This is a genomic window from Lysobacter korlensis (assembly GCF_042434515.1).
Genome location: NZ_JBHLTG010000006.1, coordinates 256970 through 283572 on the forward strand (window position 1 = coordinate 256970; position 26603 = coordinate 283572).

Below are 26603 nucleotides of genomic sequence, written 5' to 3' on the forward strand. Positions count from 1 at the left end.
GGGCGTCGTCCTCAGCGCAGCACCCGGTACTGCGTCAGGATGTTCCTCGACCCGTCGAACCTCCGCACACCGATCGGCTCCAGCTCGACCCTGTCGGCGAATGTGGTCACGCCGCGCCCGACTGCACGGGGGCTGAGCATCAGGTGCACCTCGTCGACGAGGCCGGCGGTCAGCAACCCGTTCCACATGGTGCGACTGCCGAACACGACGACGTCGCCGTGCAGCGCCTCGCCGACCGAGTCGCGTGGCACCACGGTGGTCTGCGACGCCCACGGGTTGTCCGAGGGGACCACATAGGACTCGCTCACGACGATGATGGGGGTGCGGTTCCAGGCGCGGCCGATGGCACGGTTCACCTCGTCGACCATGCGGTTGCCCGGATCGTCGGGGGCGTCCGCGATGAACGGCCAGTGGGAGCTGAACATCTCGAATGACCGTCGTCCGAGCAGCACGGCGTCGGCCGCCTCGATGCGCTCCAGGTTGTAGGCGTCGAACGCCTCGTCCATCTCGAGGACGGTGAAATCGCCTCCTTCGCCCTCGTAAAAGCCGTCGAGCGAGACGATGTTGGAAACGATGACAGTGCGCACGGTGCGCTCCTTCCGTCGGGGGATGCTGTCATCGGTACTGAGACACGGCGAGGGCGGAACTCATCGGTCGCGCGGAAGAATCTCCGGATGCGGCAACCGGGCCAGGAGCGCCGGGTCCAGGAACGAGGCGATCCAGGAGATCTTCTGCTCGGCGTCCACGTGCAGCACCTGCAGTGCGCTGGCGCGAAGCACCCCATGCTGCTCCTGGTAGCCGAGCAGTGCCGGGCAGCCGGAGACGTCGGCCATGCGCACCTGTCGCCAGGGCGTCTCGAATACGCGGTGCTCGAAGAAGCCTGCCACCGCTTCCCTGCCGTCGAACCAGGCCGGAAGCGGCGGCATCGTGAACTGCACGTCCTCCGCGAGCACGGAGACCAGCGCATCGAGGTCGCGCGCCTCCATCGCCGTCACGAAGCGATCGACAACCGCCCGGTGCTCTCCCGGCACTCCGGCCGTCGCGATCGGCCGACGGCGGTCGAGGGTGTCGCGCGCCCGCTGCAGGGCGCTGGTCACCGACGCGACGGAGGTGTCGAGCAGCCGTGCAGTCTCGACCGCGGAGAACGCCAGCACGTCGCGCAGGATCAGCACCGCGCGCTGGTTCGGCGGCAGGTGCTGCAGGGCGGCGACGTACGCCAGCCCCAGCGTTTCGCGCCGCGAGGCGATGTCCTCGGGATCGCCGCCGATCCACGGACCGACCCAGCCGGCATCCTCGACCGCGGCGCCCAAGTCCTCCCACTGGTCGAGAGGCGGGTGACGCTCCTGCGAGAGCAGACGGGCGCGCTGCTCCGACCTTCGCAGGACGGCACGGGACGCGATCCGGTAGAGCCAGGTCCGGATGCTGCTGCGGCCCTCGAAGCCGGCGAGCCCCCGCCACGCGGCCAGCAGCGTCTCCTGCACGACGTCCTCAGCGTCGGGGGCGGAGCCGAGCATCCGGTAGCAGTACGCCTCCAGCTCGCGTCGATGAGGGGCAACCAGCTCGCCGAAGGCCCGCTCGTCGCCCTGGCGGGCGGCGTCGAGGAGCGTCATCACTCGAGTCTGCACCGTCCGCGGGTGCTCGCCAATCGCCCGCCTGACGGCGGAAGGGCCGGAACCCGGTGGGTACCGGCCCTTCCGCGTGAAGGGGTCAGGACGCGGTGACCTGGTGTTGCGAACCGGTCGTCGTGCTCGCCGAGACCTCGATCTTGCGCGGCTTGGCCCGCTCGCTGACCGGGACCGTGACGCTCAGCACACCGTTGTCGTAGGTGGCGCTGATGTTCTCCGTCGCGATGCCGTCGCCGAGGTTGAACTGCCGCAGGAACGAGCCGTACGGACGCTCGTGTGCGAGCCACTTCACGCCCTCCTGGCTGCGCGCGGTGCGCTCGGCGCGGATGGTGAGCACCTGGCCATCGACATCGAGGTCGATGGAGCCCGGGTCCACGCCCGGCAGATCGGCGTTCAGGACGTAGTGATCGCCTTCGCGGTAGATGTCCATCGGCATCAGCCGCGGCCCCTGGCGGGTGTCCAGCATGCTCGCGGCGAGGCGGTCCATCTCACGGAACGGGTCGAACAGCATTCCAGCCATTTTCTCCTCCATTTCGCATCGTTGGGATGTCCAACCGGACTTCGATCTGACACCGATTTTAGCACTCGGGCATGGAGAGTGCTAATGGAATTCGACGTCCGATTCGTTACATTTCCCCCTTGCCGATTGTTTGTTCGTAAGGTTTACTAACAAACGTGACGACGGGGTTTCTGCCAGACCGGGCACTGCGGCCGACCCGCAAGGTTCTGCCAGAACACGCCCGTCGGCATAACCGCTCGCTGGTGCTGCAGACCCTCTACCGCACCGGCAGCCAGAGCCGCGCCGATGTCGCCCGCAGCACCGGCCTCACCAGGGTGACGGTGTCCGACCTCGTCGCGGAGCTGCTCGCCGACGGGCTGGTCGTGGAGCTCGGGCAGCGCGAGGACGCGCGTCCGGGCAAGCCGGCGACCCTCATCGACATCCACCGCGAGGCGTTCCAGATCCTGGGCGTCGACCTCAGCGCCTACGCCACCTTCCACGGCGCGGTGCTCGACCTCGATGGCCGCATCCTCTCCCGCGCGGAAGAGCCGCTGGAGCAGGCGACCGGCGACGCCGCGGCCGCCAAGGTGGTCGCCCTCATCGAGCGGCTGGTCGGGCTGGCGACGCTTCCGGTGCTCGGCATCGGCGTCGGCTCCCCCGGCATCGTCGACCTCACGGGCCGAGTGCTCAGCGCGCCCAACCTCGGCTGGGCGGGGGAGGAGCTGCAGTCCGGGCTCGCGAAGCGGTTCGGTCTGCCGGTCGTCGTCGCCAACGACGCCAATGCGGCCGCGCTCGCCGAGCACGGATTCGGCGGAGCGGGAAGCGACATGATGCTGGTGAAGGTGGGGCACGGCGTCGGCGCCGGCCTGCTCCTGAACGGCAGCCCCCTCTTCGGCGGCCGGTTCGCGGCCGGCGAGATCGGTCACGTGGTCGTCGGGACGGACGGCGGCGCCGAATGCGTCTGCGGCAAACGCGGTTGCCTTGAGACGTGGCTTGCGACGCCGCGACTGGACCGCGCGCTCGCTGCCGCAGCCTCGGATGCGGAGCGATCGGCCGTCCGCCGCGAGGCTGGGCAGCGGCTCGGCATCGCCCTTGCACCCATCGTCGGTGCCCTGAACCTCTCGGAGGTCGTGCTGAGCGGCCCCGAGCACCTGATCGACGGCGAGCTCCTCGAGTCGGCCGTCACCACGCTCCGCAGCCGCACGATGGCAGAGTTCCACGGCCATCTGGATCTGCGGATGACAACGCTCGGCGAGGACATCGTCATGCGCGGCGCAGCCGTCATGGTCCTCTCGGGGCAACTCGGGGTCTCGTGACCCTGCGCTACCAAGGGTGCCGGCGCTCGCTGACACCATCGCCCTAGGAAAGGAACGAAAGAGATGAGGAAGCGCAATCGGCCCCTCGGCGTCATCGCGGCGCTGGGGGTGGCGGGCTCCCTGGCCCTCTCGGCGTGTGCGTCCGGTGGCAGCACCGGCGGAGGCGGCGGCGGAGGTTCCGAGGAAGCCGAGATCCGGGTCTGGCTGGTCGGCACCGACACGCCGCAAGAGGCCCGGGACTACCTGAAGGAGACGTTCGAGGAGCAGAACGAGGGGTCGACGCTGACCATCGAGGAGCAGTCGTGGACCGGTCTCGTCGACCTGCTCACCACCAACCTCTCCGGCAGCGACAGCCCGGACATCGTGGAGATCGGCAACACGCAGGCGGCGGCGTTCACGTCCTCGGGTGCGTTCATGGACCTCACCGAGCACTACGAGGAGCTCGGCGGCGACGACCTGCTGCCCGGATTTGTCGAGGCCGGTTCCTACGACGGCAAGTTCTACGCACCTCCGCTGTACTCCGGGTCCCGGCTCGTCTTTTACAACAAGGCGGCGATGGAGGATGCCGGCCTCGCGGTTCCCACGACGCTCGACGAGTACATCGAGAACGGAGAGGCGCTCGCGGAGGCCAACCCCGGCAAGTCGGGCATCTGGTGGCCCGGCCAGGACTGGTACAACGCCCTTCCCTTCATCTGGGAGAACGGCGGCGAGATCGCGACGTTCGAGGACGGCGAGTGGCAGGCGCAGTTCTCCAGCCCCGAGTCGATCGAGGGGCTCGAGCAGGTGCAGCGGGTGATGCAGAACGCGTCGAAGGCTCCGACGGACGCGAACGAGACGAACCCGCAGGTGGGCTACTGCGAGGGCACGGCCCTGCAGATCTCCGCGCCGAGCTGGGTGAAGTGGTCGATCCTCGCGCCCGAGGATGCCGAGACGCCCGGATGCCCGGACGAGGAGGAGAATCTGGGCGTGTACGCCCTGCCCGGCAAGGACGGCGGCGCCGCGCAGGTGTTCGCCGGGGGCTCCAACATCGCCATCTCCGCGAACTCGCAGAACCAGGAGCTCGCGCTCGAGGCGATGAAGATCATCCTCAGCGACGAGTACCAGACGATCTACGGGGAGAACGGCCTGGTTCCGGCCAAGCAGTCACTCGCCGGTACCCTCGGCACCGATGAGGTGGCGCAGGCGCAGACGGAGGCCGCGGCCAACGCGAGGCTCACCCCGGCGTCACCGAAGTGGGCCGACGTCGAGGCCGCGGGAGTCCTCACCGACTTCTTCGTGCAGATCGCCGAGGGGGGCGACGTGGAGTCGCTCGCCGCGGAGCTCGACGAGCAGATCAATGGGATCCTGAACGGCTGATCCCTGGAACGGGGGTGCTCGGCGCGACCGGCACGTCGCGCCGAGCACCCTGATCCGCCATCGCCCTAGGAAGTGGCTGAGGCTCCCTCATCGTAACTTCCCCGCACCGAAGCCCCGAGGAGGCGTCGTTGTCTTCCGTGACCACCCCGGTCGAGACGGTGCCGAGCCGCGGCACCGGCGATCGGCTCGCGACACCACTGCCGCCAGCAGGTCGCCCCCGCAGGCGCCGGGGCGGGATCGCGCCGTACGCGCTGCTCGTGCCCGCGACCGTCGCCCTCGCCGCCATCATCGGCTGGCCGCTCATCCAGCTGTTCATCATGTCGTTCCAGGAGTTCGGCCGCGCGCAGGTGTTCGGGGCTCCGGCGCCGTTCGTCGGCTTCGACAACTACACGGCCGTGCTCGGTGACGCCCAGTTCTGGAATGTGCTGGCCCGCAGCGTCCTGTTCTGCCTCGTCAACGTGGTGCTCACCATGGTCGGCGGCACCCTCATCGCGCTGCTGATGACGCGGCTGCCCGCCTTCTTCCGCGTGCTCATGTCGGTCGGCCTGCTGCTTGCCTGGGCGATGCCCGCGCTGACGGCGACGATTGTGTGGGGCTGGATGTTCGACACGTCCTACGGCGTGGTCAACTACGTCCTCACCAGTGGGTTCGGCCTCGACTACGACGACCACTCCTGGCTCATCGAGCCGATCAGCTTCTTCTTCGTCGCCACGCTCATCGTGGTGTGGGGCGCCATCCCGTTCGTGGCCTTCACGGTCTACGCGGGCCTCACGCAGGTGCCGGATGACGTGCTCGAGGCGAGTTCGCTCGACGGCGCGTCCGCGACGCAGCGCTTCCGGCTCATCATCGTGCCGTACCTCCGCTCGATCTTCCTCGTGGTGACGATCCTGCAGATCATCTGGGATCTGCGGGTGTTCACGCAGATCTTCGCGCTTCAGGGCATCGGCGGCGTGCGCGAGCAGACATCGACGCTGGGCGTCTACATCTACCAGGTGTCGCTCGGCACCGGCGAGTACGGCATGGGCGGGGCCATCGCGGTGATCACGGTGCTGCTCATGATGGCGATCTCCGCGTACTACGTCCGGCACATCGTCCGCGAGGAGGAGCTCTGATGGGCGCCGCGACATCCCCACGCCGCCGCGTCGCCACGGTGCTGTTCAGCGCGCTCTCCGTCGGAATCTTCGCCTGCTCGGTGTTCCCGGTGTACTGGATGGTGCAGACCTCGTTCCAGCCGAACAACGAGATCATCGGCTCCGACGTCAACTTCTGGCCGGAGACCTTCACGCTGCGCAACTACGAGACGGTGTTCTCCCCCGACGGACGTGCGCAGTTCCTTCCCGCGCTCGGCAACTCGCTCACGGTGACGCTGCTCACCGTGGCCGTCGCGCTCGTCTTCGCCTTCCTGGCGGCGCTCGCCGTCACCCGCTTCCGGTTCCGCACCCGGAAGGCGTTCATCCTCGCCATCCTGATCGTTCAGATGATCCCGGCCGAGGCGATGATCGTCTCGACCTTCCGGGTGCTCGACGGCTGGAACCTGCTCAACACGATCGCGGGGCTCACCTTCGTCTACATCGCGACGGTGCTGCCATTCACCATCTGGACGCTCCGCGGATTCGTGAACGGCGTGCCGATCGATCTGGAGGAGGCCGGGATGATCGACGGGCTGTCGCGCATGGGCGCGTTCTGGCGGATCACCTTCCCGCTGCTGGCGCCGGGTCTCGTCGCGACCGGGGTGTTCGGGTTCATTCAGGCCTGGAACGAGTTCCTGCTCGCTCTCGTGGTGAACTCCCGCCCCGAGATGATGACCCTGCCGGTGTGGCTGCGCACCTTCCAAGTGGCGACGGGAACCACGAACTGGGCAGCCATCATGGCCGGCTCGACCCTGATGGCGATCCCGGTCATCGTGTTCTTCCTCGTCGTGCAGGGCCGCATGACCAAGGGCCTCGTCAGCGGGGCGGTGAAGGGGTGAATGAAGCCGATGGCCCCGCGGTGCTCCTCCCGGGCTTCGCCGGCGCAGAGCTTCCCGGCTGGCTGGAGCAGCGGCTCGCCGACGGACTCGCCGGTGTGTGCATCTTCGGGTCCAACATCACCTCGCGCGGTCAGCTGCGCGAGCTCACCGACCGCATCCGGGCGGCGAATCCGGCGGCGATCATCGCGATCGACGAAGAAGGCGGCGACGTCACGCGACTGTTCCACGACACCGGATCGCCGTTCCCCGGAAACGCCGTGCTCGGGCGGATCGACGACGAACGGCTGACCGAGCGGGTCGCCCGCACGGTCGGCGAGGAGCTTCGCGGCGTCGGCGTGAACCTCGACTTCGCACCCGTCGCCGACGTCAACTCCAACCCGATGAACCCGGTCATCGGGGTCCGAAGCTTCGGCGCCGACGCCGCCGCGACGGCGCGCCATACGGCCGCCTGGGTGCGGGGACTGCAGTCCACCGGAGTCGCGGGGAGCGTCAAGCACTTCCCCGGCCACGGCGACACCGCACAGGACTCGCACCTCGCGCTGCCGGTCGTCGATCTGCCCCTGGAGGCGCTGCGCCGGCGCGAACTGCTGCCGTTCCGGGCTGCGATCGACACCGGTGTGCGCACCGTCATGACCTCCCACATCCTGCTTCCGCAGGTGGACGGGTCGGGCCCGGCCACCTTCTCGGAGCGCATCCTCACCTCGCTGCTGCGCGAGGAGCTGGCGTTCGACGGGGTGATCGTGACCGACGCGCTCGACATGGCCGGCGCCAGCGGGACATCGGGGCTCGCCGCCGCCGCCGCTCGTGCGATCTCCGGCGGAGCGGACCTGCTCTGCCTGGGCAGCGAGACGCCGGAGGCGCTGCTCGGCGAGGTGGAGTCGGCGCTCGCCGCCACGCGGGACCGGCGCCTGGCGGAGGCGGCGGCGCGGGTCCAGGCGCTGGGCACGGAGCTCGCGGTCGCCGCCGCCCCGTCCGCCTCCGGTGCGGCATCGGAGGCCGCCTTCCCGCTCGAGCCCACGATCGCGGCGTTCGACGTGCGCGCCGGCACGGTGGTTCCCGGCGGCGCCCGCATCGTGGTGCTGGAGACGGAGGCGAACATCGCCGTCGGAGCGGCGCCGTGGGGACCCGCCGCTGCGGGCGCCGACGTCATCGCGCTCCGAGCTGGGGACCGGCTGCCGTCAGCCGGTCCGCTCATCCTGGTGGGCAGGGACAATCACCGGCACGAATGGGCGCGCGGCGTAATTTCCACGGCCCGCGAAGCGCGCCCCGGTAGTGTCGCGGTCGACATGGGGTGGCCATCCGAGGATCGCGCGTTCGCCGACGTCGCAACGTTCGGCGCCTCCCGGCATGCCGGCGATGCCCTGCTGCGGTGGCTCGAGGAGCGGTCCTCATGAGGGCGGGCATCGACATCGGCGGCACCAAGACGGACGCCGTCGTGCTGGCGGACGACGGCACGCTCGCGCACCGGCTTCGGCTGCCGACCGGCTTCGGATCGGAAGTCGTGCTCGACACCGCGCACTCCGCGGTGCTCGGGCTCGCGGACCTGGCGAGCGTCGACCCAAGCGGGTTCGCCACCATCGGGGTCGGCATCCCCGGCACGGTGGACAGCTCCTCCGGTCGCGTCTCGCACGCCGTCAACCTGGGCTTCGACGACCTCGACCTCGGCGAGCGGCTGGCCACCCGGCTCGGCCGGGACGTGCGGATCGAGAACGACGTGAACGCCGCGGCGCTCGGCGCCTTCCACCTGCTCGGGCTGCCGGGATCGAGCTCGATGGCGTACCTGAACCTCGGCACCGGACTCGCCGCCGGACTCGTGCTGCGGGGATCGCTCTGGCGCGGAGCGCGCGGCGCCGCGGGGGAGATTGGGCACATCCCGATCGATCCGGCCGGCGCGGAGTGCCCGTGCGGCCAGCGGGGGTGCCTGGAGACGGTGGCGTCCGGATCGGCGGTGGCGCGGATGTGGCCGACGGCCGACTCGAGCCCCGTCACCGCGCTGTTCTCCGCGGCAGAGGCAGGGGACCCCGCGGCGATCGTGGTGGCGCGGAACCTGGTGGAGAACGTCGCCGCCGCGGTGCGGCTCCTTGTGCTGACCGTGGACGTCGAGACCGTCGTCATCGGGGGCGGTCTCAGCGCCCTCGGACCGCGGCTCATCTCAGAGGCGCGCGCGGTGCTCGGCGGGTGGGGCGCGCGCTCGCCGTTCCTCGCCTCCCTCGGGCTGGGCGACCGCGTTCAGCTCGTCCCGGCGGGTGCCCCGGCGGCGGCCATCGGCGCGGCGCTGATCGGCTGACGCGATGGCTGAGGTCGTGATCGTCCGCGATGCGGAGGCGGCGGGAGAGCTGGCCGCATCGGTGATCGAGCAGGTCCTGCGCGACAAGCCCGACGCGGTGCTGGGGCTCGCGACCGGGTCGACGCCGCTCACCACCTACGCGGCCCTCGCCGCCCGACGCCCCGACCTCGCCGCCGTGCGCGCATTCGCGCTGGACGAGTACGTGGGGCTGCCGGAGGGTCATCCGCAGAGCTATCGCGCCGTGATCGCCCGGGAGGCGGTGGCACCGCTGGGTCTCGATCCGGCGAAGGTGCGGGTTCCCGGCGACGACGGCGGACCGCTGGCCGGCGCCGGTGATCGGTACGAGCGCGCGATCGCGGAGGCCGGCGGGATCGACGTGCAGCTGCTGGGCATCGGCCGCACCGGACACATCGGGTTCAACGAGCCCGGCTCCTCGCTCGCCTCATCGACGCGGATCAAGACCCTGACGGAACAGACCCGCCGCGACAACGCCCGGTTCTTCGACTCGCCCGCAGAGGTGCCGAAGCACTGCCTCACCCAGGGGCTCGGCACGATCCTGCGCTCTCGTCGGCTGATCCTGCTCGCGTTCGGGGAGGCGAAGGCGGACGCGGTCGCGGGTGCCGTGGAGGGTCCGGTCACCGCGAGCCTGCCCGGATCGGTGATCCAGCTGCATCCCGAGGTGACGGTGATCGTCGATGAGGGGGCGGCGTCCCGGCTCGCGAACGCCGAGTACTACCGCTTCGCGTGGGAGAACCGCCCCGATCTCGGGTGAGTGACCGGGTGCTGAGCCCGTCGAAGGGACGATCGTCGTGCGTCAGACCGTCGGGAGCTCCCGGCCGTCCGCCCAGACCCGCTGCACCCGCCAGTCGGCGTCGAGCAGCACCGCGTCGGCGGCGTAGCCCTCGGCCAGCAGGCCGAAGCGGTCGTCGAGTCCCAGTGCCCGCGCTGGCGTCGACGTGACGGCCGCCACCGCGTCGGCGGGGTCGATGCCGAGCTCGAGCACCGCCCGGCGGAGCGCCGCGTCCTGGGTCAGCGTCGACCCCGCCAGCGTGCCGGCGCCGTCGAGAGTGGCGGTGCCGTCGCGCACGGTGACCGGCAGCGTTCCCAGCAGATATGCGCCGTCGCCGGAGCCGGCGGCCGCCATCGAGTCGGTGACGAGCGCGATGCGTCCGGGCGCCGCGGCGAAGAGGAGCCGGGCGACCAGCGAGTCCACGTGCCGCCCGTCGAGGATCAGCTCCAGCGTCACGCGGTCGTCGGCGACCGCCGCGCCGATGGGTCCCCCGCGCCGCGCCTCGATGCCGGCCATCGCGTTGAACGCGTGGGTGAGCAGCGTCGCCCCGCGATCGAACGCCGCGGATGCCCCCGCCGCGTCCGCGTCCGTGTGCCCCACCGCGACCGCGCATCCGGCAGCGACCAGCGCGTCGATCGCCTCCAGAGCGCCCGGCAGCTCGGGAGCGATCGTCGCCTGCCGCAGCGTGCCGCGAGCCGCCGTGAGCAGCGACTCCACGGATCGGTGCTCCGGATGGGTCAGCGCCTCGGCGGCGTGGGCGCCCCGCCGCGCGGGGGAGAGGAACGGGCCCTCGAGGTGTGAGCCCAGCACGAGCGGGTCGGATGCGGTGAGCTCGGCCACGAGAGCGAGGCGGCGGGCGAGGTCCTGCACCGGGGCCGCGACGAAGCTGACCACCGAGCGGGTCGTCCCGTGGGCGCGATGCGTCGCGAGGGCAGCCGCGATCGCCGCAGCGCCGTCCTCGAAGCTGCTGCCACCCCCGCCGTGACAGTGCAGGTCGACGAACCCTGGAACGAGCCGGGCACCAGCGGCATCGACCACCCAGCCGACGCTCGGCAGATCGTCGGTCGGTGGCGCACCGGTCCCGGCCGCCACGATGAGCCCCTCGCTGAACAGCACCCACGTGCCGGGCTCCTCGCCACGCACGTCCACGCCGAGGGCGTTGTGGATGAGGGTCCTCACCGGATGCCTCCCCGCCGCCGTCGCCGGCTCACTTGAAGATGATGGTGCGGGCGCCGTCCTGCAGCACCCGGTGCTCGGCGAACCACTTCACCGACTGGCTCAGCGTGCGCGACTCCTCGTCCTGGCCGATCGCCATCAGCTCGTTCGGGGTGCGGGTGTGATCCACGCGCACGACGTTCTGCTCGATGATCGGCCCCTCGTCCAGGTCGCTGGTGACGAAGTGCGCGGTCGCGCCGATCAGCTTGACCCCCCGGGCGTGCGCCTGACGGTAAGGGCTCGCGCCCTTGAACCCGGGGAGGAAGGAGTGGTGGATGTTGATGATCCGCCCGGCGAGAGCGGCGCAGAGCTCGGGGGAGAGGATCTGCATGTAGCGCGCCAGCACCACGAGCTCCACGTCATGCTCCGCCACCACATCGAGCACCGCGCGCTCGAACGCCTGCTTGCCGTCGGCATCCTGCACGGGCCGGTGCTCGAACGGCACCCCGTAGAAGGCGGCGAGCTCGGCGAGGTCCGGGTGGTTGCTCATCACGAGCGGCACCTCGATGCCCAGCTGCCCGGCCCGCTGCCGGAACAGCAGGTCGTTGAGGCAGTGACCCGCCTTCGACACGAGCACGAGCGTACGCAGCGGCCGCCCCACGACGTCGAGCTTCCACTCCATGTCATAGCGCGAGGTCACCGGCGCCAGGGCCGCCTCGAACGAGGCCCGGTCGATGCCGGACTCCACCTGCAGTCGCATGAAGAACCGGCCTGTGTCGGCGCTGGAGAACTGCTGCGACTCGGTGATGTTGCCGTGCGCCTCGACCACCGCGCCGCTCACGGCATGCACGATGCCCGGCTGGTCGTCGCAGACCAGGGTCAGGATCCAGTGGGTGGCGTCGCTCACCCGACAAGCGTATTGGCCGCGCCCGTCGTCCCCGGTATCTCGGCTAATGTCGATGCGACGACGCGTTCCGCGGTTCGTCCAGCGGGCGGCTTCACGCACCACTTCTTGTTCGTAAGGATCGTCGTATGGTCGCGCCCGCGGCACGCAGGCCCTTCCCGTGGCTTCCGCTGGTCACCCTCAGCGCCACGAGCTTCGTCGCCGTCACCGGAGAGTTCCTGCCCGGTGGCCTGCTCCCGCAGATGGCAGAGGATCTCGGCGTCTCACAGTCGCGGATCGGCCTGCTCGTCACGATCCTGGCCGCCACCATCGTGATCTCCGCGGCGCCGCTCACCGCGGTCACGCGACGGTTCTCCCGCAAGTCGCTGCTCGTCGCCACGCTGCTGACCTTCACGGTCGCGAACCTTCTGGCCGCCGCCGCGCCGACCTACGAAGTCCTCGCCGGCGCGCGGATCCTCAGTGGAGCGGCGCAGGGCCTCTTCTGGTCGGTGATCGGTCCCTACACCACACTGCTCGTGCACCGGACGCAGATCGCGAAGGGCATCGCCGTCACGAACTTCGGCGGCACGGCCGCGTTCGTGCTCGGCATCCCGGTCGGCACCGCGCTCGGCCAGGCGTTCGGCTGGCGGATGGCCTTCGTCGTGCTGGCGCTGCTGGTGCTGGTGCTGACCGCGATCGTGATCCTGCGCCTGCCGCAGGTCACGCACATCGAGCGGCTGGCCACCGGTGAGATCAGCGTGCCGGTCTACCGGGACCGCACCATCCCGACGGTCGCGGTCACCTGCCTCACGGTGCTGCTCGTGATGATGGGTCAGAACGTGTTCACGACCTACATCGTGCCGTGGATGCTCGAGGTGCCGGGAGTGGCCGAGGGGGCGATCAGTCCGCTGCTCTTCGCGCAGGGCGCTGCCGGCGCGGTCGGCGTGCTGCTCGCGGGCCGGTTCGGCGACCGATTCCCGCGCGCCAGCGTGCTGATCTTCCTGTGCGGCGTGATCGTGTTCGTTGCGTTGCTCGGCGCCTTCGGCCACGTGCCCGCCGTCGCGTTCGTCGGCCTGCTGATCTGGCCGCTGTTCTTCGGCGGCATCCCCGCACTCATGCACGCCCGGGTGATGGCGTCGGCGTCGCCGCGCATCCGGGATCAGGCGTCCGCCTTCCTCACCATCTCGTTCAACGTCGGCATCGGCGGCGGTGCGCTGCTCGGCGGGATCCTGATCGACGGACTCGGCATCCGCACCTTGCCGTGGGGCGAGGTCGCCTTCCTGACCGTGGCCGTGCTCTTCGTGATCGGGGCGAACGTCTATGCGGCCCGATCCGCGCGGGCGGCTGCGCCGGTCCCCTGACACGGCCCCGGAACGCTCAGGCCGAGCTTCCCTCGACAGCAGCGTCAGGCCGGGTGGCCGGTGCCCCGGGGTTCCGGCGGAAGTGCACGGCGACGAGCATCGTGGCGATTGCGACGCAGAACGCGACGGCGTTCGGAACGATGAGTGCTGGATCCCCTCGGGCGACGCCGTAACTGACCCACAGGACATAGCCCGGTAGCAGCAGCCCGAAGAATCTCAGCGAGACGTCCCTCGCGTTCCGGGTGCGCACCATCTTCCGGAGCTGCATGCCGGGTGCGATCGCCATGACGACGCCCCAAGTCCCGGCACAGATGCCCAGTACGTCGACGACCACGCTGTTCTCCCTGCCCACCGGATCCGGCGATCAGACGACGGTAACGTCCGGCCGCTGGGAATCTCTCGGGGCGGCGTCCGTTTCGCTAGACTGTGCGGGTCGCGACTGGCGTTCGGGTGGGCAACCACCGGGGAGCGATTGACAGGATTGTGGCCGTTCGCCTGGGCTCCGATCTGAATGCCACTGTCACGTCCGAAGGAGCGCCTCGTGTCCGACTCGCAATCCACTGCAACGCTGTCCGCCTTCAACTCCCCGCTCTCGGTGGTCGACCCCGAGATCGCGGCGGTGCTCGAGCAGGAGCTCGGCCGCCAGCGGGAGACGCTGGAGATGATCGCCAGCGAGAACTTCGTCCCCGTCTCGGTGCTCGAGGCGCAGGGCTCGGTGCTGACCAACAAGTACGCCGAGGGATACCCGGGCCGCCGCTACTACGGCGGCTGCGAGTTCGTCGACATCGCCGAGGAGCTCGCGATCTCCCGCGCGAAGTCGCTGTTCTTGGCGGAGTTCGCCAACGTGCAGCCGCACTCCGGCGCGCAGGCCAACGCGGCCGTGCTGCACGCGCTCGCGAGCGCCGGTGACACCATCCTCGGCCTCGAACTCGCCCACGGCGGTCACCTGACGCACGGCATGAAGCTCAACTTCTCCGGCAAGCTCTACAACGCCGTCTCCTACGGTGTCGACCCGGAGTCCTTCCGCGTCGACATGGACGTCGTCCGCGCCAAAGCCATCGAGCACAAGCCTTCGGTGATCATCGCCGGCTGGTCCGCGTATCCCCGTCAGCTCGACTTCGCCGCGTTCCGTGAGATCGCCGACGAGGTGGGCGCGAAACTGTGGGTGGACATGGCGCACTTCGCCGGCCTCGTCGCCGCAGGGCTCCACCCGTCCCCGGTGCCGTATGCGCACGTGGTCAGCTCGACGGTGCACAAGACGATCGGCGGACCCCGCTCGGGCTTCCTGCTGAGCAACGACGAGTCGCTCTTCAAGAAGCTGAACTCCGCGGTGTTCCCCGGCCAGCAGGGAGGCCCCCTCATGCACGTCATCGCGGCGAAGGCCACCGCCTTCAAGCTCGCGGCCGAGCCCGAGTTCGCCGACCGGCAGCAGCGCACCCTCAGCGGCGCGCGCATCCTGGCCGAGCGGCTCACCGCGGATGACGCCACGGACGCCGGCATCGATGTGCTGACCGGCGGCACCGACGTGCACCTGGTGCTCGTGGACCTTCGGAACTCCGAGGTCGACGGCAAGCAGGCGGAAGACCTGCTGCACCAGGTCGGCATCACGGTGAACCGGAACGCGGTGCCGTTCGACCCGCGTCCGCCGATGGTCACCTCCGGGGTGCGCATCGGCACGCCCGCCCTCGCGACCCGCGGCTTCGGGGACGAGGAGTTCGCCGAGGTGGCGGACATCATCGTGGCAGCTCTGAAGCCCTCGCCGGAGCTCGAGCCGCTGCGGGCGCGGGTCCGCGCGCTGGCCGACCGTTTTCCGCTCTACCCGACGCTCGGCCGATGACCGCGCGCCTCCTCGACGGGACGGCGACCGCTGCGGCGATCAAGGGCGAGCTCACCGAACGGGTCGCCCGCCTGCGGGAGCGCGGCGTCGTCCCCGGGCTCGGCACGGTGCTCGTCGGCGACGACCCGGCGTCCAAGTGGTACGTCGCAGGCAAGCACCGCGACTGCGCGGAGGTCGCCATCGCGTCGATCCAGCGGGAGCTGCCCGATACCGTTTCGCAGGCGGAGCTCGAGGCCGTGATCGACGAGCTGAACGCGGATCCGGCGACGACCGGCTACATCGTTCAGCTGCCGCTGCCGGCGCACATCGACACCGATGCGATCCTCGAGCGGGTGGCACCCGAGAAGGACGCCGACGGACTGCACCCCACGAACCTCGGCCGGCTGATCCTCAACGTGAACCGGCCGATCACCTCGTCGCTGCCCTGCACCCCGCGCGCCGTGATCGAGCTCGTCGAGCGCGCCGGGCTGAGCTGGGCCGGCAAGGACGTCGTCGTGGTCGGCCGAGGGGTGACGGTGGGCCGTGCGATCGGTCCGCTCCTCACGCGCCGCGAGTACAACGCCACGGTGACGCTGACGCACACCGGCACCGTGGATCTCGCCGATCATCTCCGCTGGGCCGACATCATCGTCGCCGCGGCCGGCGTGCCGGGCATCGTGTCTGCCGGGGCCGTGAAGCCGGGCGCCATCGTGCTCGATGTCGGCGTCAGCCGCGTCACCGACCCCGAGACGGGGAAGAAGCGGATCGCGGGCGACGTCGCCCCCGACGTCGCCGACGTTGCGGGGTGGCTCTCGCCGAATCCCGGCGGCGTCGGGCCGATGACCCGCGCCCTGCTGCTCGCCAACGTGGTCGACTCCGCCGAGCGCGCCCTCGCCTCCTGACCCGAAAGACAGCTGTGCGGTCAGGCGTGGCCGGTGGCGTGGGTGAAGCGGATCGGCTGGCCAGGGCGTGCCTGCGCGAGGCGGTCCACGGTGGCGTCCGTCACGACGGCGATCACGGGGTAGCCGCCGGTGACGGGGTGATCCGCGCCCAGGACCGTCGGCGCCCCGTCGGGTGACACCTGGATGGCCCCGCGGAGCATCCCCTCGCTCGGCAGCTCACCGGATCGCACTCGCTCCAGCGCGACCCCGTCGAGCCGCACGCCGGTCCGGTCCGACCGGGCCGAGACGCTCCACGATGTGTCGCTCAGCGCGCGCCACGCATCCGCGGCGAACCAGTCGCGGCGGGGACCCGGCCGCAGCGCCAGCTCGATCTCGCCGCGGGTCGGCGGGTCCACCGGAACGCCGTCGACCGGGGGGATCCGCCGCACCGGAGGCGACCCGACCGGCAGCAGATCACCGGCCGCCAGCGGCGACGGGCCGAGCGCGGCCAGCACATCGCGCGAGCGGGACCCGAGCACCGGTTCCACAGCGATGCCGCCGCGGACGGCGAGGTAGTAGCGGATGCCCGCGGTCGCCTCTCCGACGGAGAGCACTGCGCCAGGCTCGACCGGTGTCGCGGTGTGCGGTTCGACCCGCGCAGCGTCGATCGTGACGTCGCCCCAGGCGCCGGTGACCGCGATCCAGAGCGGGCCTTCGGCGGTCAGGCGCAGGCCGCCGAGCAGCACCTCGAGACCAGCGGCGGCGTCGTCGTTGCCAAGCAGCCGGTTCGCCAGCGCCAGAGCGGACCGGTCCATGGCGCCGGACGGGCTCACCCCTTGGGCGGCGAGGCCGGGACGGCCCAGGTCTTCGATCAGCGTCGACGGACCGGATTGCAGCACACGCATCTGGGTCACGTGCCGATCACCTCGAAGACCACCTCCGTTCCCGGCCGCAGCAGCGCCGGGGGAGTGCGATTCACATCCCAGAGGTTCGCTTCCGTGCGCCCGATCAACTGCCAGCCGCCCGGGGAGTCGCGCGGGTACACGCCGCTGAACTCACCGGCGAGGCCCACCGACCCGGGCGCCACGCTGGGGCGCGAGGTCGCGCGGCGGGGAACCTCGACGCGGAACCCGGGGCTCGTGAGATAGGCGAAACCCGGGGCGAAGCCGACGAAGGCCGCTCGCCAGGAGGAGCCGGAGTGGCGCGCGACGAGTTCCTCGGGCGACATTCCGAGTAGCTGCGCCGTCTCCTCGAGGTCGTCCCCGTCGTAGCGGACCGGGATCGTCACGCGATCTCCGGCACGGGGCTGGGCGCCAGACACCTCGACGCCCGCGATCCACCGTTCCACCGCCATGAGGGAGATCGCATGCGGTTCGAAGCGGACGAGGACGCTGCGGGCGCCTGGCACCAGCTCGAGGACGCCGCGGACGTGGGCCCGGTCGGTCTCCAGCGCCGCGCTGAGCGACACCGCCTGCTCAAGGGTGTCCACCTCGGCGAGCACCGCCCGTTCCCCGTACGGCAGGATCCTCATGCGAACGGCCGCACCTCGATCCCCGCCCCTTCGAGCGCCCCGAGCGCCGCCTCCGCCATCGCGACGGCGGAGGGGCTGTCGCCGTGTACGCACAGCGACTCGACCCGGCCGGACCGTGCCAGGTCGACGGACCGCTCAGCGGCTGCCTGCGGATCCGTGAGCACCGACCCACGCTCGGACCGCGGCACCAGCGTGCCGTCGTCACGGTACGCGCGGTCGAGAAACCCTTCCCGCCAGAACCGCACGCCCGCCTCGGCGGCAGCCGCCTCGATCGCGCTGTCCGGAAGCCCGAGCAGCGGCAGCCCGGTCTGCCGTGCCGCGTGCGCCACCGCTGCCGCCTGCGCGGGGTCGCTGACGATGCGGTTGTAGAGCGCGCCGTGCGGCTTGACGTAGCCGAGGCGTGCGCCCACCGTCTCGGCGACGGCCCGCACCGCGCCGATCTGGTAGATCGTGTCGGCGTAGAGGTCGGCAGGGTCGATGTCCATGCTGCGCCGGCCGAAGCCGGCGAGATCCGGATATGACACGTGCGCCCCGACGGTCACCCCTCGCTCTGCGGCGAGCCGGCAGGTGCGCAGCATCGTCGCCGGGTCCCCGGCGTGGAATCCGCAGGCGACGTTGGCGCTCGTGACCAGCCGCAGGAGAGCGGCGTCGTCGCCGAGCGTCCACGCCCCGAACGATTCACCGAGGTCGCTGTTCAGGTCGATTCCCGCCATGACGGGAGGATAGCCAAGGCGGCTTGGCGAAACCGGCGGTCGGCTGCCTCGTGCCGGGATCACTCGTCGCGGATCGCACCGTCCGCAGCCGACACCGCGAAGGTCTCCGGGATGCTGAACCCGTGCTCCGCGAACGCACCGTCGATCGCGACCTGCAGTCGCGACCTCGCGTCTATGGGGATGAGGGCGATCGCGGCGCCGCCGAAGCCGCCGCCGGTCATCCGGGCGCCGATCGCGCCGTGCTGCTGGGCCGTCTCGACCGCCAGGTCCAGCTCGGGCACCGAGATCTCGAAGTCATCGCGCATCGACACGTGGGACGCGTCGAGCAGCTCGCCGATCGCGGCCGGGCCCTGCGTCTCGAGCGTGCGGACCGTGTCGAGCACCCGCTGGTTCTCGGTGACGACGTGCCGCACCCGGCGGTACGTCACGTCGTCGAGCAGCCGCCGAGCGCGGGGCAGGTCGTCGACCGTCACGTCCCGCAGACTGGCGGCACCGAGCGCCGCGGCGCCGGCCTCACAGGAGGCGCGTCGCTCCGCGTAGCCGCCGGTGGCATGGGAGTGGGAGACGCCGGTGTCCATGATGACCAGCTCAAGGCCCGCGTCGGCGAAGCCGAGGGGCACGACTCGTGACTCGAGGCTGCGGCAATCGAGGAACACGGCGCTGTCCCGGCGACCGAGGAGCACCGCGGACTGATCCATGATCCCGGTCGGCGCGCCGACCGCCTCGTTCTCGGCGAGCTGCCCCAGCCGGGCGAGGGTCCGGCGATCGAGGCCGGCCTGCCAGACGTCGTTCAGGGCGAGTGAGACGGCGCACTCGAGCGCCGCGGACGACGACAGCCCCGCGCCGACCGGCACGTCCGACTCGAGGTAGAGGTCGACGCCCGGCACGGCCGCGAGGTCGACACCGAAGCGGCCGAATGCCCACGCGACCCCGAGCGGATACGCCGCCCAGCCGCTCAGCGCGTCGGGGCTGAGCTCATCGAGCCGGATCTCCGCCACCTCGTCGGCGAACGCGCTCGCCACCCGGATCACGCGGTCCTCGCGGATGCCGAGGGCCGTGACGGTGCGGCGATTGATAGCCAGGGGCAGCACGAATCCGTCGTTGTAGTCGGTGTGCTCGCCGATCAGGTTGACCCGGCCGGGTGCCGACCAGGTGCCGGCGGGCTCAACGCCGAAGCTCTCGGAGAAGCCGCGTCTGGCGTCGTGTCGGATGTCGCTCATGCCCGTTCGATCCCCTTCCGGATGAGTTCCGCCGCGTTCTCGGGCGGGATGTCGGCGATCCAGGCGCCCATGGCCGCTTCCGATCCTGCCAGGAACTTCAGCCGGTCTTCCGCGCGCCGAGGGGAGGTCAGCTGCAGCATCAGCCGTGCGCTGTCGCGGTGGGTGTGAACCGGCGCTTGGTGCCATGCGGCGATGTACGGGGTCGGCGTCGGGTAGATCGCGTCGACCCCGCGCAGCAGCTGCAGGTACAGCCGCGCCAGCTCATCCCGCTCGGCAGGCGACGTCTCCGCGAAGTCGGCCGCGTGCCGGTGGGGCAGCATGTGGACCTCGATCGGCCAGCGGGCCGCGAACGGCACGAACGCGGTCCAGTGCTCGCCCTGCAGCACGACGCGTTCTCCGGCGCGCTCCCGCTCGAGGATCGACGCGAAGAGGTCGGGACCCAGCCGGTCGAGCGAGGCGAGCAGCCGCTCGGTGCGCGGCGTGACGTATGGGTAGGCGTAGATCTGGCCGTGGGGGTGGTGCAGCGTCACCCCGATGGCCTGGCCACGGTTCTCGAACGGGAACACCTGCTGAATGCCGGGGAGGCGGCTGAGTTCCGCGGTGCGGTCAGCCCACGCCTCGATGACCGTGCGCGCACGCGTCTCGGTCTGCGTTCCGAAGGACCCCTCGTGCTCGGGGCTGAAGCACACCACCTCGGTGCGCCCGACCGCGGGCCGCCGCCGCTCGTAGCCGACGTCGCGGAGGTCCGCGAGCCTGACCGCTGCGTCGGCGTCATCGAGTTCCGGGCCGAACGACGGTGACCGGTTCTCGAACACCGCGACGTCGTACTGGTCCGGGATCTCGGAGGGGTTCTCCGGAGTCGTGGGTGCGAGCGGGTCCAGATGCGCCGGCGGCAGGAACGCCCGGTTCTGCCGGGCGGCGGCGACGGAGATCCAGTCGCCGGTGAGCACATCCTGCCGCATCTCGGCGGTTGCGGGGCGCGGCGGCATGCTCCGGGCGTCGGCGGCGCGCTCCGGCGGCAGCGTCGTGTCCGGGTCGTCGTAGTAGATCAGCTCACGGCCATCGGCCAGCTGGGTGCGACGCTTCACAACGCCGCAGGTCAGGTGCTCCTGGCTCATGGGCTTACGATAACGTAAGTTCCGCGTCGAATGCGAAAGATCCAGCGGGCGCGAGCACAAGCCGGGAGGAGGCGAGATGGCGGATCCGGCCCTCACCCGGCGGCAGCGGCTCGGCGAGCTGGTGCTGTCGCACGGCTTCCTCCGGGTCGCCGACGCGAGCCGGATGCTCGGGGTGAGCGAGGTCACCGTGCGGGCGGACCTCTCGCTGCTCGAGACCGACGGGCAGCTCACCCGAGTGCACGGGGGAGCGGTGCCGGCAACCGCGGTGCGCGAGTTCCCGCTCGAGCAGACCGTGCGGCAGGACGCCGACATCAAGCGGCGCATCGGCGAGCGCGCCGCTGCGATGGTGCGCTCCGGTGAGAGCGTGCTGCTGGATGTCGGATCGACGGCGCTCGCCGCGGCGCGGGCGCTCGTGGCGCGGGACGACCTCAGGGACAACGTCGTCATCACCAACGGCCTCTCGATCGCACTCGCCCTGGAGCCGGCGATCCCGCGGTTCACCGTCGTCGTGATCGGCGGCACGCTGCGGCCGCTGCAGCACTCCCTCGTCGACCCGCACGCGACGGACGCGCTGTCTGCGCTGCATGCCGACGTCAGCCTGATCGGCTGCAACGGCGTCGACGCCGAAGCCGGCGTCACGAACCTCAACCTCGCCGAGGCGCAGGTGAAGCGCGCGATGGTGCGCTCGAGCACCCGGCGGATCCTGCTGGCCGACGCCTCGAAGCTCGGCCGGCGCCACCTCGGCAGGATCGGGGCGCTCCAGGACTTCGACGTGCTGGTGACCGCCGGGAACCCCGGTGAGGAACTCCTCGATCCCGTCCGCCGGTGCGGCGTCGCGGTGGAGTGCGCCGACCCTGGACACCGGTCCGGCGACCGCAAGTAGGCTGTGCCGGTGAGTTCCCCGACCGGTGAGCAGTTCCGCCTGACCCGCGGAAGTTCGGAAGCCGTCATCACCGAGCTGGCGGCCGCCCTTCGGATCTTCCGTGTCGGCGGCGTCGATATCGCGCAGCCCTACGGCGAGTACAGCTCACCACCGCAGGGCGCCGGCATCGTGCTCGTGCCGTGGCCGAATCGCATCGAGGACGGCATCTGGCATCTGGAGGGCGCCGAGCAGCAGCTCGACCTGACCGATCCCAAGCTGCGCCACGCGACGCACGGCCTGCTGCGGAACTCGCCGTACCGGCCGGTGGATCGCACCGATTCGGCGGTGACGCTGGCGGCAACCGTGTTCCCGCAGCACGGATATCCGTTCCTCCTCGACACGAGCGTCCGCTACGAGCTCCGCGAGGACGGCCTGCGGGTCACGCACTGGGTGCGCAACCGCTCCCGGTCCCGCGCGCCATACGCGGCCGGCGCGCACCCGTACCTCCAGATCGGTGATGTGCCGACGGAGAACCTCACGGTCACCGTGTCGGCCGAGACCTGGTTCGATGCGGACGAGCGGCTCATCCCGCGACGCGAGCTGCCGGTCGACGGCGCTCCGGTCGATCTGCGCGCCGGGCGCCGGCTCGGCGAACTCGAGATCAACACGGCGTTCGGCGAGGTGCGGACGGTGGATGGCGCGAGCGCCTGGCTGGACGCGCCGGACGGGCGCCGGGTCTCGCTGCTGCAGGACGACGACTTCGGATTCGTGCAGGTATTCACCACCCGCAAGTTCCCGGTGGCGGGCGACCAGGGCCTGGCACTCGGACTCGAGCCGATGACCGCTCCCGCGAACGCCTTCAACACCGGCAGGGGGCTGCGCTGGCTGGAGCCGGGGGAGGAGTGGAGCGGCTCCTGGGGAATTCGCTACTCCGGCTGAAGAGGATCGCGTCTGCCAAACCAGAGCCGGCTTGTCAAGCCCCCGATGGGAGATCCGCATCCCGAATATGGTGCTGTGGTTTGCGTCCGGTTCGGGAGGTGGAGAAGGCGTGGGGGCTCTGCTCTACGGCGACCGCCAGCGTCGGTTCGAGATCGACGACCGCACACTCGCGCACCTTCAGCTGGTCATCGCGGCGAAGCTGCGCCGCCGCGAGTCGTTCTTCTTCAGCTTCCGGGACGAGAACGAAGCCGTCGGACGGGTCAGCATCTGGATGTCGCCGATGGTTCCGCTGCACTTCAAGTACTACGGAAGCCGGCAGCCGGTGATCAACCGGCGTTGGGTCGAGGTGCTTCACGACGCCGCGAATTCCGCGGCGGGTCTGATCGTTCTCGAAGAGCCGGTCGATTAGCACAGCGGGCACGGAGTAACCCCTGTTCTGGGGGTTCCTCCAGGCTTCTCCACAGCGATTCGTCAGGTTAAGGTTGACCTACCTGTTGCATAGCTTGGACGACGGAGCTGATTCGGGTTCGGCTTCGAAGTCCATGATCGGGCGGCCGTTGCACAGGGGCGTTAATTCCGGCCGCTCGATCCGAATCTCCGCCGCGCTCAGAGCGTCGCGAGCAGCTCCCGCACGTGAACCGCGATGTCATCCCGAATGCGACGGACGGCCTCGAGCGGCTCGCCGTCCGGGTCCTCGAGCCGCCAGTCCTCGTACTGCTTGCCCGGGTAGACAGGGCAGGCGTCACCGCAGCCCATCGTCACGACGGCGTCCGCTGCCTGCACCACGTCGTCGGTCAGAGGCTTCGGGAACTCCTTGGAGATGTCGATGCCCAGCTCGGCCATGGCCTCGACGACGGCGGGGAGCAATCCGGCCGACGGGACCGACCCTGCCGAACGCGCGTGCACGCGGCCACCCGAGAGGTGCGACACGAGGGCGGCGGCCATCTGGGACCTGCCGGCGTTTCGCTCGCACACGAACAGCACGGTCGGCACCTCGCGTGACAGCGCCCCCTTCGCCGTGGCGAGTGCCGTCAGCCGGTCGGTCGCGAATCTCACCGTCCGGATGGCCAGGTGAGCGTGCACGGACGAGGTGCGCAGCAGGGCGGCGTAGGACTCGAGCACATACCGTTCGACGGTCTCCGCGTTGAACACGCCTTCGAAGCGCGATGAGAGATCGAGCGCCAGCCTCCGCAGATACTCCTCCGGGTAGGCCAGCCCGGGGAGGCCACGCCGCTCCGGATCCGTGCTGATGCTCATCGGTTCTGCGGCAGCAGTTCCGCGAGCAGCGACTGGACCCGCTGTCTGATGTCGTCGCGCACCCGCCGGACGGTTTCGAGGTCCTTCCCGGCCGGGTCCTCGAGCTCCCAGTCCTCATACCGCTTGCCGGGGAAGATCGGGCAGGTGTCGCCGCAGCCCATGGTGATCACGGCGTCCGAGTCCCTGACCGCCTCGGTGGTGAGCACCTTCGGCACGTTGGCGGCGATGTCGATGCCCTCCTCGCGCATCGCCTCGACGGCGACGGGATTGATGCGGTCCTTCGGCTCCGAGCCGGCGGAGAGCACCTCGACGGCTCCGTTCGACAGCGCCGTCATGTATCCGGCGGCCATCTGCGAGCGCCCAGCGTTGTGCACGCAGACGAAGAGCACGGTGGGCTTCTGAGACATGGTTCGGTTCCTTCGGCTTCTGAGGTTCTGGAAGTGAGCATAGATGGGCATCGATGCATGGTGCCGGTCGCAGGCCGCCTTGTTCACCGAGCGTTCACCTGCCGAGGGGTTCGAACGGCGGGGCGGGCGTGCGCGGGCTGGGTAGGCTCGCCGGGTGATCGCCGTCCCGCCCGCGCGTCTCCGGCGCGTCTCGGCCGAATTTCTGGGCAGCGGCTCGCTGACGATGGTGGTCGTGGGCTCCGGCATCGCCGCCGAGCGCCTGTCGCCGGATGACGTCGGTCTCCAGCTGCTCGAGAACGCGATCGCGACGGCGCTCGGGCTCTTCGTGCTCATCGCCGTGCTGGCTCCGGTGAGCGGAGCGCACTTCAATCCGGTGGTCTCGTTCGTCGACGCGGCGCTCGGGTATCGGTCGTGGCGCTCGATCCTGCCGTATCTGCCGGCGCAGGTGCTCGGCTGTGTCGGAGGCGCAGTGCTGGCCAACGCGATGTTCGGTCTGGCCCCGATCACGGTGAGCTCCACGGCGCGAGTGAGCGGCCCGAACCTGCTCTCGGAGCTGGTGGCCACCGCGGGGCTGGTGCTGGTGATCTTCTCGCTCGCGCGCTCGGGGCGTGCCGGCTGGGCGCCAGCGGCGGTGGGCGCGTACATCGGCGCCGCCTACTTCTTCACCGCGTCGACCAGCTTCGCGAATCCGGCGATCACCGTCGGGCGCATGTTCAGCGACACGTTCGCCGGCATCCACCCGGCGTCCGCCCCCGGGTTCATCGCCGCCCAGCTGGCCGGAGGGCTGTTCGGCCTGCTGCTCGTCCGGCTGCTGTTTCCGAGGCGGCTCCCCTCCGAACGGCGCTGACGCCGCTCAGGGGGGAGGTGTGGTCCCCGCCCGCCGCTCGGCGAGCGCGAGGTCGATCTTCAGTGCCGTGAGCAGCAGTCGCCAGATCGCCAGCATCGCCAGCACGCTGATTGCGGCGCCGATCAGCCGCCGCAGCAGGAACGCGCCGCCGATCGTCATGGCGATCGGCACGGCGTTGGAGGTGACAGCGCTCGGCAATCGGGGAATCCGTGGCATCGCAGGCTCCTTTCGCGGTCGGCGAGCCGGCTCATCAACCATATTCGGGACACCGGCGCGCGACGACCGGCCGCGGCGGCCTCCCAGCGCTGGCGGACACGCCGTGGGTCAGCCAACGCGCAGGCGCGGGTGTCGGTAGCCTCCGGGAATGGGCAATGGAATCGCACGAGTGCCGTTCGTGGGCGGCATCTGGGATGGACAGCGTCGATGCACCGACCACGACGGCGCCGGCCGACTGCACGATGTCGTGCGGGACGACCTGGGACGACCGCTCTACCGGCTGGAGTACGACGCCGTCTCCGCCGGTGAGCACGGCACCACCTACCGCAACCCGCGGTACCGGTTCGCCGACGCCTGAGCGCGCTCGGTCGCTCAGTTCAGCGCGATGAGCGCGATGTTGAGCGACAGGATGTAGAGGATCCAGCTGAGGTACGGCACCACCAGCAACCCCGCAGCTCGGCTCACCTTCCGGAACTCGGCGAGGGCGGCGGCGACGGTGATGCCGAGCAGCATCATGATCGCCGCGCCGAGGTAGAGGGCCATCTCGCCCAGCGCCGGATAGAAGCTGAAGAGCGCCGGACGCCAGAGGGCGTTGAGCAGCAGCTGCGTTCCGTACAGCGACAGCGCGCTGCTCACCCGTGCGGTTGCCCGCTCGCGCCACACGAGCCAAGCAGCCACCGACATCCCGATGTGGAGGATCGTCCAGACCGATCCACTCACCCAGGGCGACACCGTCCACGGAGCCTTCGCGGCCTCCGCATACCAGCCGAAGTAGTGCTCCTGGGCGAGGGCCGTCCCCGCCATGACGATCGCCGTGGAGGCGACCAGGAAGACCAACAGGACGGCCGCGGACCGCAGGCGGTCCACAGTCTCTGGAAGGATCGCCCGACCGGGCATGCGACTTGAAACGCTCACCGGCGACCCCCTCTCAATGCCTGACGGGCGCAGGCCCCGCTGATCCTAACCGCCTGAGGAGACGGGAAGGAGCGCGATTGACGAACCTGGCGTCATCCGGTATATCGAACCCTCGCGGCGCACGACCCGTCGTCCGCCGGAATGGGGTTGACCGGGGCCCTCGGCGGGTCCATTCTGTTCCGCAGAGGGCGGGAGGCGGTCCTATGGGGAAGTTGATCTACGGCCAGCTGATCTCCGCCGAGTTCGAGGACCGCCTCCTCGCTCACCTCGAGATCGTCATCACGGCAAAGCTCCGGCGCGGGGAAGGATTCCTCTTCTCATGGAAAGAGGAGTCGGGCGCGACGGCCGGTCGCACCACCATCTGGGTGCATCCGTCGCTGCCGCTCGTCTACAAGTACTCCGGGAGCCGGACCCCGTCCATCAATCGCGCGTGGATCGAGGTGCTGTCGCAGTCGGCGTCCTCCGCCGGTGGACTGCGCGTGCTCGCGGAGCCGGCTGAGCGGCATCACGACGAGTTCCTGCACTGAGCCCCCGGAGTCGCGGGTGCACTGGGCTGACGCACACCCACGCAAGACGATGGTCGTCGGGTGTTCCGGGCGCCGTCACCCTGACTTCCCGGTGCGTTCACCCGGGCCCGCTT

General features: G+C 70.4%; 31 protein-coding genes and 1 riboswitch. Of the genes, 16 read left to right on the forward strand and 15 right to left on the reverse strand.

Annotated features, from left to right (window positions below; genetic code table 11):
- Positions 1-11: 11 nt before the first annotated feature.
- From ACFFGH_RS23540 to ACFFGH_RS23550, 3 genes are all read right to left on the reverse strand, one after another.
- Positions 12-587 (reverse strand): dihydrofolate reductase family protein, encoded by a 576-nt coding sequence (locus ACFFGH_RS23540; RefSeq protein ID WP_386672894.1) that lies wholly within the window; start codon positions 585-587, stop codon positions 12-14.
- Positions 588-647: 60 nt separating this feature from the next.
- Positions 648-1610 carry an RNA polymerase subunit sigma-70 gene (locus ACFFGH_RS23545; RefSeq protein ID WP_386672896.1) on the reverse strand — a complete coding sequence of 321 codons (963 nt, stop codon included), beginning with the start codon at positions 1608-1610 and terminating at the stop codon, positions 648-650.
- A gap of 97 nt (positions 1611-1707) precedes the next feature.
- Positions 1708-2145 (reverse strand): Hsp20/alpha crystallin family protein, encoded by a 438-nt coding sequence (locus tag ACFFGH_RS23550; RefSeq protein WP_386672897.1) that lies wholly within the window; start codon positions 2143-2145, stop codon positions 1708-1710.
- 155 nt (positions 2146-2300) lie between these two features.
- Between ACFFGH_RS23550 and ACFFGH_RS23555 the strand changes: the two genes are divergently transcribed.
- The 7 genes from ACFFGH_RS23555 to ACFFGH_RS23585 all read left to right on the forward strand — a co-directional run bounded on the left by ACFFGH_RS23555 (position 2301) and on the right by ACFFGH_RS23585 (position 9824).
- A complete protein-coding gene (locus tag ACFFGH_RS23555; RefSeq protein ID WP_386672899.1) occupies positions 2301-3440 on the forward strand; it encodes an ROK family transcriptional regulator in 1140 nt (379 codons plus the stop codon).
- Positions 3441-3503: 63 nt separating this feature from the next.
- Entirely contained in the window at positions 3504-4796 is a 1293-nt protein-coding gene (locus ACFFGH_RS23560) for an extracellular solute-binding protein (RefSeq protein WP_386672901.1), read from the forward strand.
- A 137-nt stretch (positions 4797-4933) separates the two neighbouring features.
- Positions 4934-5908: a carbohydrate ABC transporter permease gene (locus ACFFGH_RS23565; RefSeq protein ID WP_386673339.1), complete on the forward strand. Its 975-nt coding sequence runs from the start codon at positions 4934-4936 to the stop codon at positions 5906-5908.
- Positions 5908-6765: a carbohydrate ABC transporter permease gene (locus ACFFGH_RS23570; RefSeq protein ID WP_386672903.1), complete on the forward strand. Its 858-nt coding sequence runs from the start codon at positions 5908-5910 to the stop codon at positions 6763-6765. Before ACFFGH_RS23565 ends, ACFFGH_RS23570 begins: the two co-directional genes overlap by 1 nt.
- The gene (locus ACFFGH_RS23575) at positions 6762-8159 is read left to right on the forward strand and encodes a glycoside hydrolase family 3 N-terminal domain-containing protein (protein WP_386672905.1); all 1398 of its coding nucleotides are present in this window, start codon (positions 6762-6764) and stop codon (positions 8157-8159) included. The genes ACFFGH_RS23570 and ACFFGH_RS23575 overlap by 4 nt, the downstream gene beginning before the upstream one ends.
- Positions 8156-9052, forward strand: coding sequence for an ROK family protein (locus ACFFGH_RS23580; RefSeq protein WP_386672907.1), 897 nt, complete (start codon positions 8156-8158; stop codon positions 9050-9052). Before ACFFGH_RS23575 ends, ACFFGH_RS23580 begins: the two co-directional genes overlap by 4 nt.
- Positions 9053-9056: 4 nt before the next feature.
- On the forward strand, positions 9057-9824 hold the full coding sequence (locus tag ACFFGH_RS23585) for a glucosamine-6-phosphate deaminase (RefSeq protein ID WP_386672909.1): 768 nt from the start codon (positions 9057-9059) through the stop codon (positions 9822-9824).
- 42 nt (positions 9825-9866) lie between these two features.
- On the opposite strand, the gene nagA is transcribed toward ACFFGH_RS23585, so the two are convergent.
- The gene (gene nagA, locus ACFFGH_RS23590; protein ID WP_386672911.1) at positions 9867-11021 is read right to left on the reverse strand and encodes an N-acetylglucosamine-6-phosphate deacetylase; all 1155 of its coding nucleotides are present in this window, start codon (positions 11019-11021) and stop codon (positions 9867-9869) included.
- 28 nt (positions 11022-11049) lie between these two features.
- Positions 11050-11904 carry a formyltetrahydrofolate deformylase gene (purU, locus tag ACFFGH_RS23595; RefSeq protein ID WP_386672913.1) on the reverse strand — a complete coding sequence of 285 codons (855 nt, stop codon included), beginning with the start codon at positions 11902-11904 and terminating at the stop codon, positions 11050-11052.
- A gap of 125 nt (positions 11905-12029) precedes the next feature.
- Between purU and ACFFGH_RS23600 the strand changes: the two genes are divergently transcribed.
- Positions 12030-13241 carry an MFS transporter gene (locus tag ACFFGH_RS23600; RefSeq protein WP_386672915.1) on the forward strand — a complete coding sequence of 404 codons (1212 nt, stop codon included), beginning with the start codon at positions 12030-12032 and terminating at the stop codon, positions 13239-13241.
- 16 nt (positions 13242-13257) lie between these two features.
- On the opposite strand, the gene ACFFGH_RS23605 is transcribed toward ACFFGH_RS23600, so the two are convergent.
- A complete protein-coding gene (locus ACFFGH_RS23605) occupies positions 13258-13575 on the reverse strand; it encodes an SWEET family sugar transporter (RefSeq protein WP_386672917.1) in 318 nt (105 codons plus the stop codon).
- Between the two features lie 91 nt (positions 13576-13666).
- A riboswitch (ZMP/ZTP riboswitch) is annotated at positions 13667-13749 on the forward strand.
- A 60-nt stretch (positions 13750-13809) separates the two neighbouring features.
- Here ACFFGH_RS23605 and glyA point away from each other — a divergent pair.
- Both glyA and ACFFGH_RS23615 read left to right on the forward strand, forming a co-directional pair.
- Entirely contained in the window at positions 13810-15078 is a 1269-nt protein-coding gene (gene glyA / locus ACFFGH_RS23610) for a serine hydroxymethyltransferase (RefSeq protein ID WP_386673341.1), read from the forward strand.
- Positions 15075-15959: a bifunctional methylenetetrahydrofolate dehydrogenase/methenyltetrahydrofolate cyclohydrolase gene (locus ACFFGH_RS23615; RefSeq protein ID WP_386672919.1), complete on the forward strand. Its 885-nt coding sequence runs from the start codon at positions 15075-15077 to the stop codon at positions 15957-15959. The genes glyA and ACFFGH_RS23615 overlap by 4 nt, the downstream gene beginning before the upstream one ends.
- 20 nt (positions 15960-15979) lie before the next feature.
- Here ACFFGH_RS23615 and ACFFGH_RS23620 read toward each other — a convergent pair whose 3' ends face one another.
- The 5 genes from ACFFGH_RS23620 to galT are packed head-to-tail and all read right to left on the reverse strand — an operon-like array spanning position 15980 to position 20520.
- Positions 15980-16843, reverse strand: a complete 864-nt coding sequence (locus ACFFGH_RS23620) for a 5-oxoprolinase subunit C family protein (protein WP_386673343.1) — start codon at positions 16841-16843, stop codon at positions 15980-15982.
- A gap of 5 nt (positions 16844-16848) precedes the next feature.
- A complete protein-coding gene (locus ACFFGH_RS23625; RefSeq protein ID WP_386672921.1) occupies positions 16849-17469 on the reverse strand; it encodes a 5-oxoprolinase subunit B family protein in 621 nt (206 codons plus the stop codon).
- Positions 17466-18182, reverse strand: a complete 717-nt coding sequence (locus ACFFGH_RS23630) for a LamB/YcsF family protein (protein WP_386672923.1) — start codon at positions 18180-18182, stop codon at positions 17466-17468. Before ACFFGH_RS23630 ends, ACFFGH_RS23625 begins: the two co-directional genes overlap by 4 nt.
- A 59-nt stretch (positions 18183-18241) precedes the next feature.
- Positions 18242-19402 carry a galactokinase gene (gene galK, locus ACFFGH_RS23635; RefSeq protein WP_386672924.1) on the reverse strand — a complete coding sequence of 387 codons (1161 nt, stop codon included), beginning with the start codon at positions 19400-19402 and terminating at the stop codon, positions 18242-18244.
- Complete coding sequence (gene galT / locus ACFFGH_RS23640) at positions 19399-20520, reverse strand: galactose-1-phosphate uridylyltransferase (protein ID WP_386672926.1); 1122 nt, start codon at positions 20518-20520, stop codon at positions 19399-19401. The genes galK and galT overlap by 4 nt, the downstream gene beginning before the upstream one ends.
- 76 nt (positions 20521-20596) lie before the next feature.
- Here galT and ACFFGH_RS23645 point away from each other — a divergent pair, with 76 nt between their 5' ends.
- The 3 genes from ACFFGH_RS23645 (at position 20597) to ACFFGH_RS23655 (ending at position 22730) form a co-directional block, all read left to right on the forward strand.
- Positions 20597-21403: a DeoR/GlpR family DNA-binding transcription regulator gene (locus tag ACFFGH_RS23645; RefSeq protein ID WP_386672928.1), complete on the forward strand. Its 807-nt coding sequence runs from the start codon at positions 20597-20599 to the stop codon at positions 21401-21403.
- A 9-nt stretch (positions 21404-21412) separates the two neighbouring features.
- A complete protein-coding gene (locus tag ACFFGH_RS23650; protein ID WP_386672930.1) occupies positions 21413-22321 on the forward strand; it encodes an aldose 1-epimerase family protein in 909 nt (302 codons plus the stop codon).
- A gap of 109 nt (positions 22322-22430) precedes the next feature.
- A complete protein-coding gene (locus ACFFGH_RS23655) occupies positions 22431-22730 on the forward strand; it encodes a DUF7882 family protein (RefSeq protein WP_386672932.1) in 300 nt (99 codons plus the stop codon).
- Between the two features lie 197 nt (positions 22731-22927).
- On the opposite strand, the gene ACFFGH_RS23660 is transcribed toward ACFFGH_RS23655, so the two are convergent.
- A complete protein-coding gene (locus tag ACFFGH_RS23660; protein WP_386672934.1) occupies positions 22928-23578 on the reverse strand; it encodes an arsenate reductase ArsC in 651 nt (216 codons plus the stop codon).
- Positions 23575-23985, reverse strand: coding sequence for an arsenate reductase ArsC (locus tag ACFFGH_RS23665; RefSeq protein ID WP_386672936.1), 411 nt, complete (start codon positions 23983-23985; stop codon positions 23575-23577). The genes ACFFGH_RS23660 and ACFFGH_RS23665 overlap by 4 nt, the downstream gene beginning before the upstream one ends.
- A 154-nt stretch (positions 23986-24139) precedes the next feature.
- Between ACFFGH_RS23665 and ACFFGH_RS23670 the strand changes: the two genes are divergently transcribed.
- Positions 24140-24832 carry an aquaporin gene (locus tag ACFFGH_RS23670; RefSeq protein WP_386672938.1) on the forward strand — a complete coding sequence of 231 codons (693 nt, stop codon included), beginning with the start codon at positions 24140-24142 and terminating at the stop codon, positions 24830-24832.
- Between the two features lie 6 nt (positions 24833-24838).
- Here ACFFGH_RS23670 and ACFFGH_RS23675 read toward each other — a convergent pair whose 3' ends face one another.
- Positions 24839-25048, reverse strand: coding sequence for a hypothetical protein (locus ACFFGH_RS23675; RefSeq protein WP_386672940.1), 210 nt, complete (start codon positions 25046-25048; stop codon positions 24839-24841).
- A 148-nt stretch (positions 25049-25196) separates the two neighbouring features.
- On the opposite strand from ACFFGH_RS23675, the gene ACFFGH_RS23680 reads away from it, so the two are divergent.
- Positions 25197-25406 carry a hypothetical protein gene (locus ACFFGH_RS23680; protein ID WP_386672942.1) on the forward strand — a complete coding sequence of 70 codons (210 nt, stop codon included), beginning with the start codon at positions 25197-25199 and terminating at the stop codon, positions 25404-25406.
- Between the two features lie 14 nt (positions 25407-25420).
- Here ACFFGH_RS23680 and ACFFGH_RS23685 read toward each other — a convergent pair whose 3' ends face one another.
- The gene (locus ACFFGH_RS23685; RefSeq protein ID WP_386672944.1) at positions 25421-25963 is read right to left on the reverse strand and encodes a TspO/MBR family protein; all 543 of its coding nucleotides are present in this window, start codon (positions 25961-25963) and stop codon (positions 25421-25423) included.
- 203 nt (positions 25964-26166) lie between these two features.
- Here ACFFGH_RS23685 and ACFFGH_RS23690 point away from each other — a divergent pair, with 203 nt between their 5' ends.
- On the forward strand, positions 26167-26490 hold the full coding sequence (locus tag ACFFGH_RS23690) for a DUF7882 family protein (RefSeq protein ID WP_386672945.1): 324 nt from the start codon (positions 26167-26169) through the stop codon (positions 26488-26490).
- Positions 26491-26603: the final 113 nt, after the last annotated feature.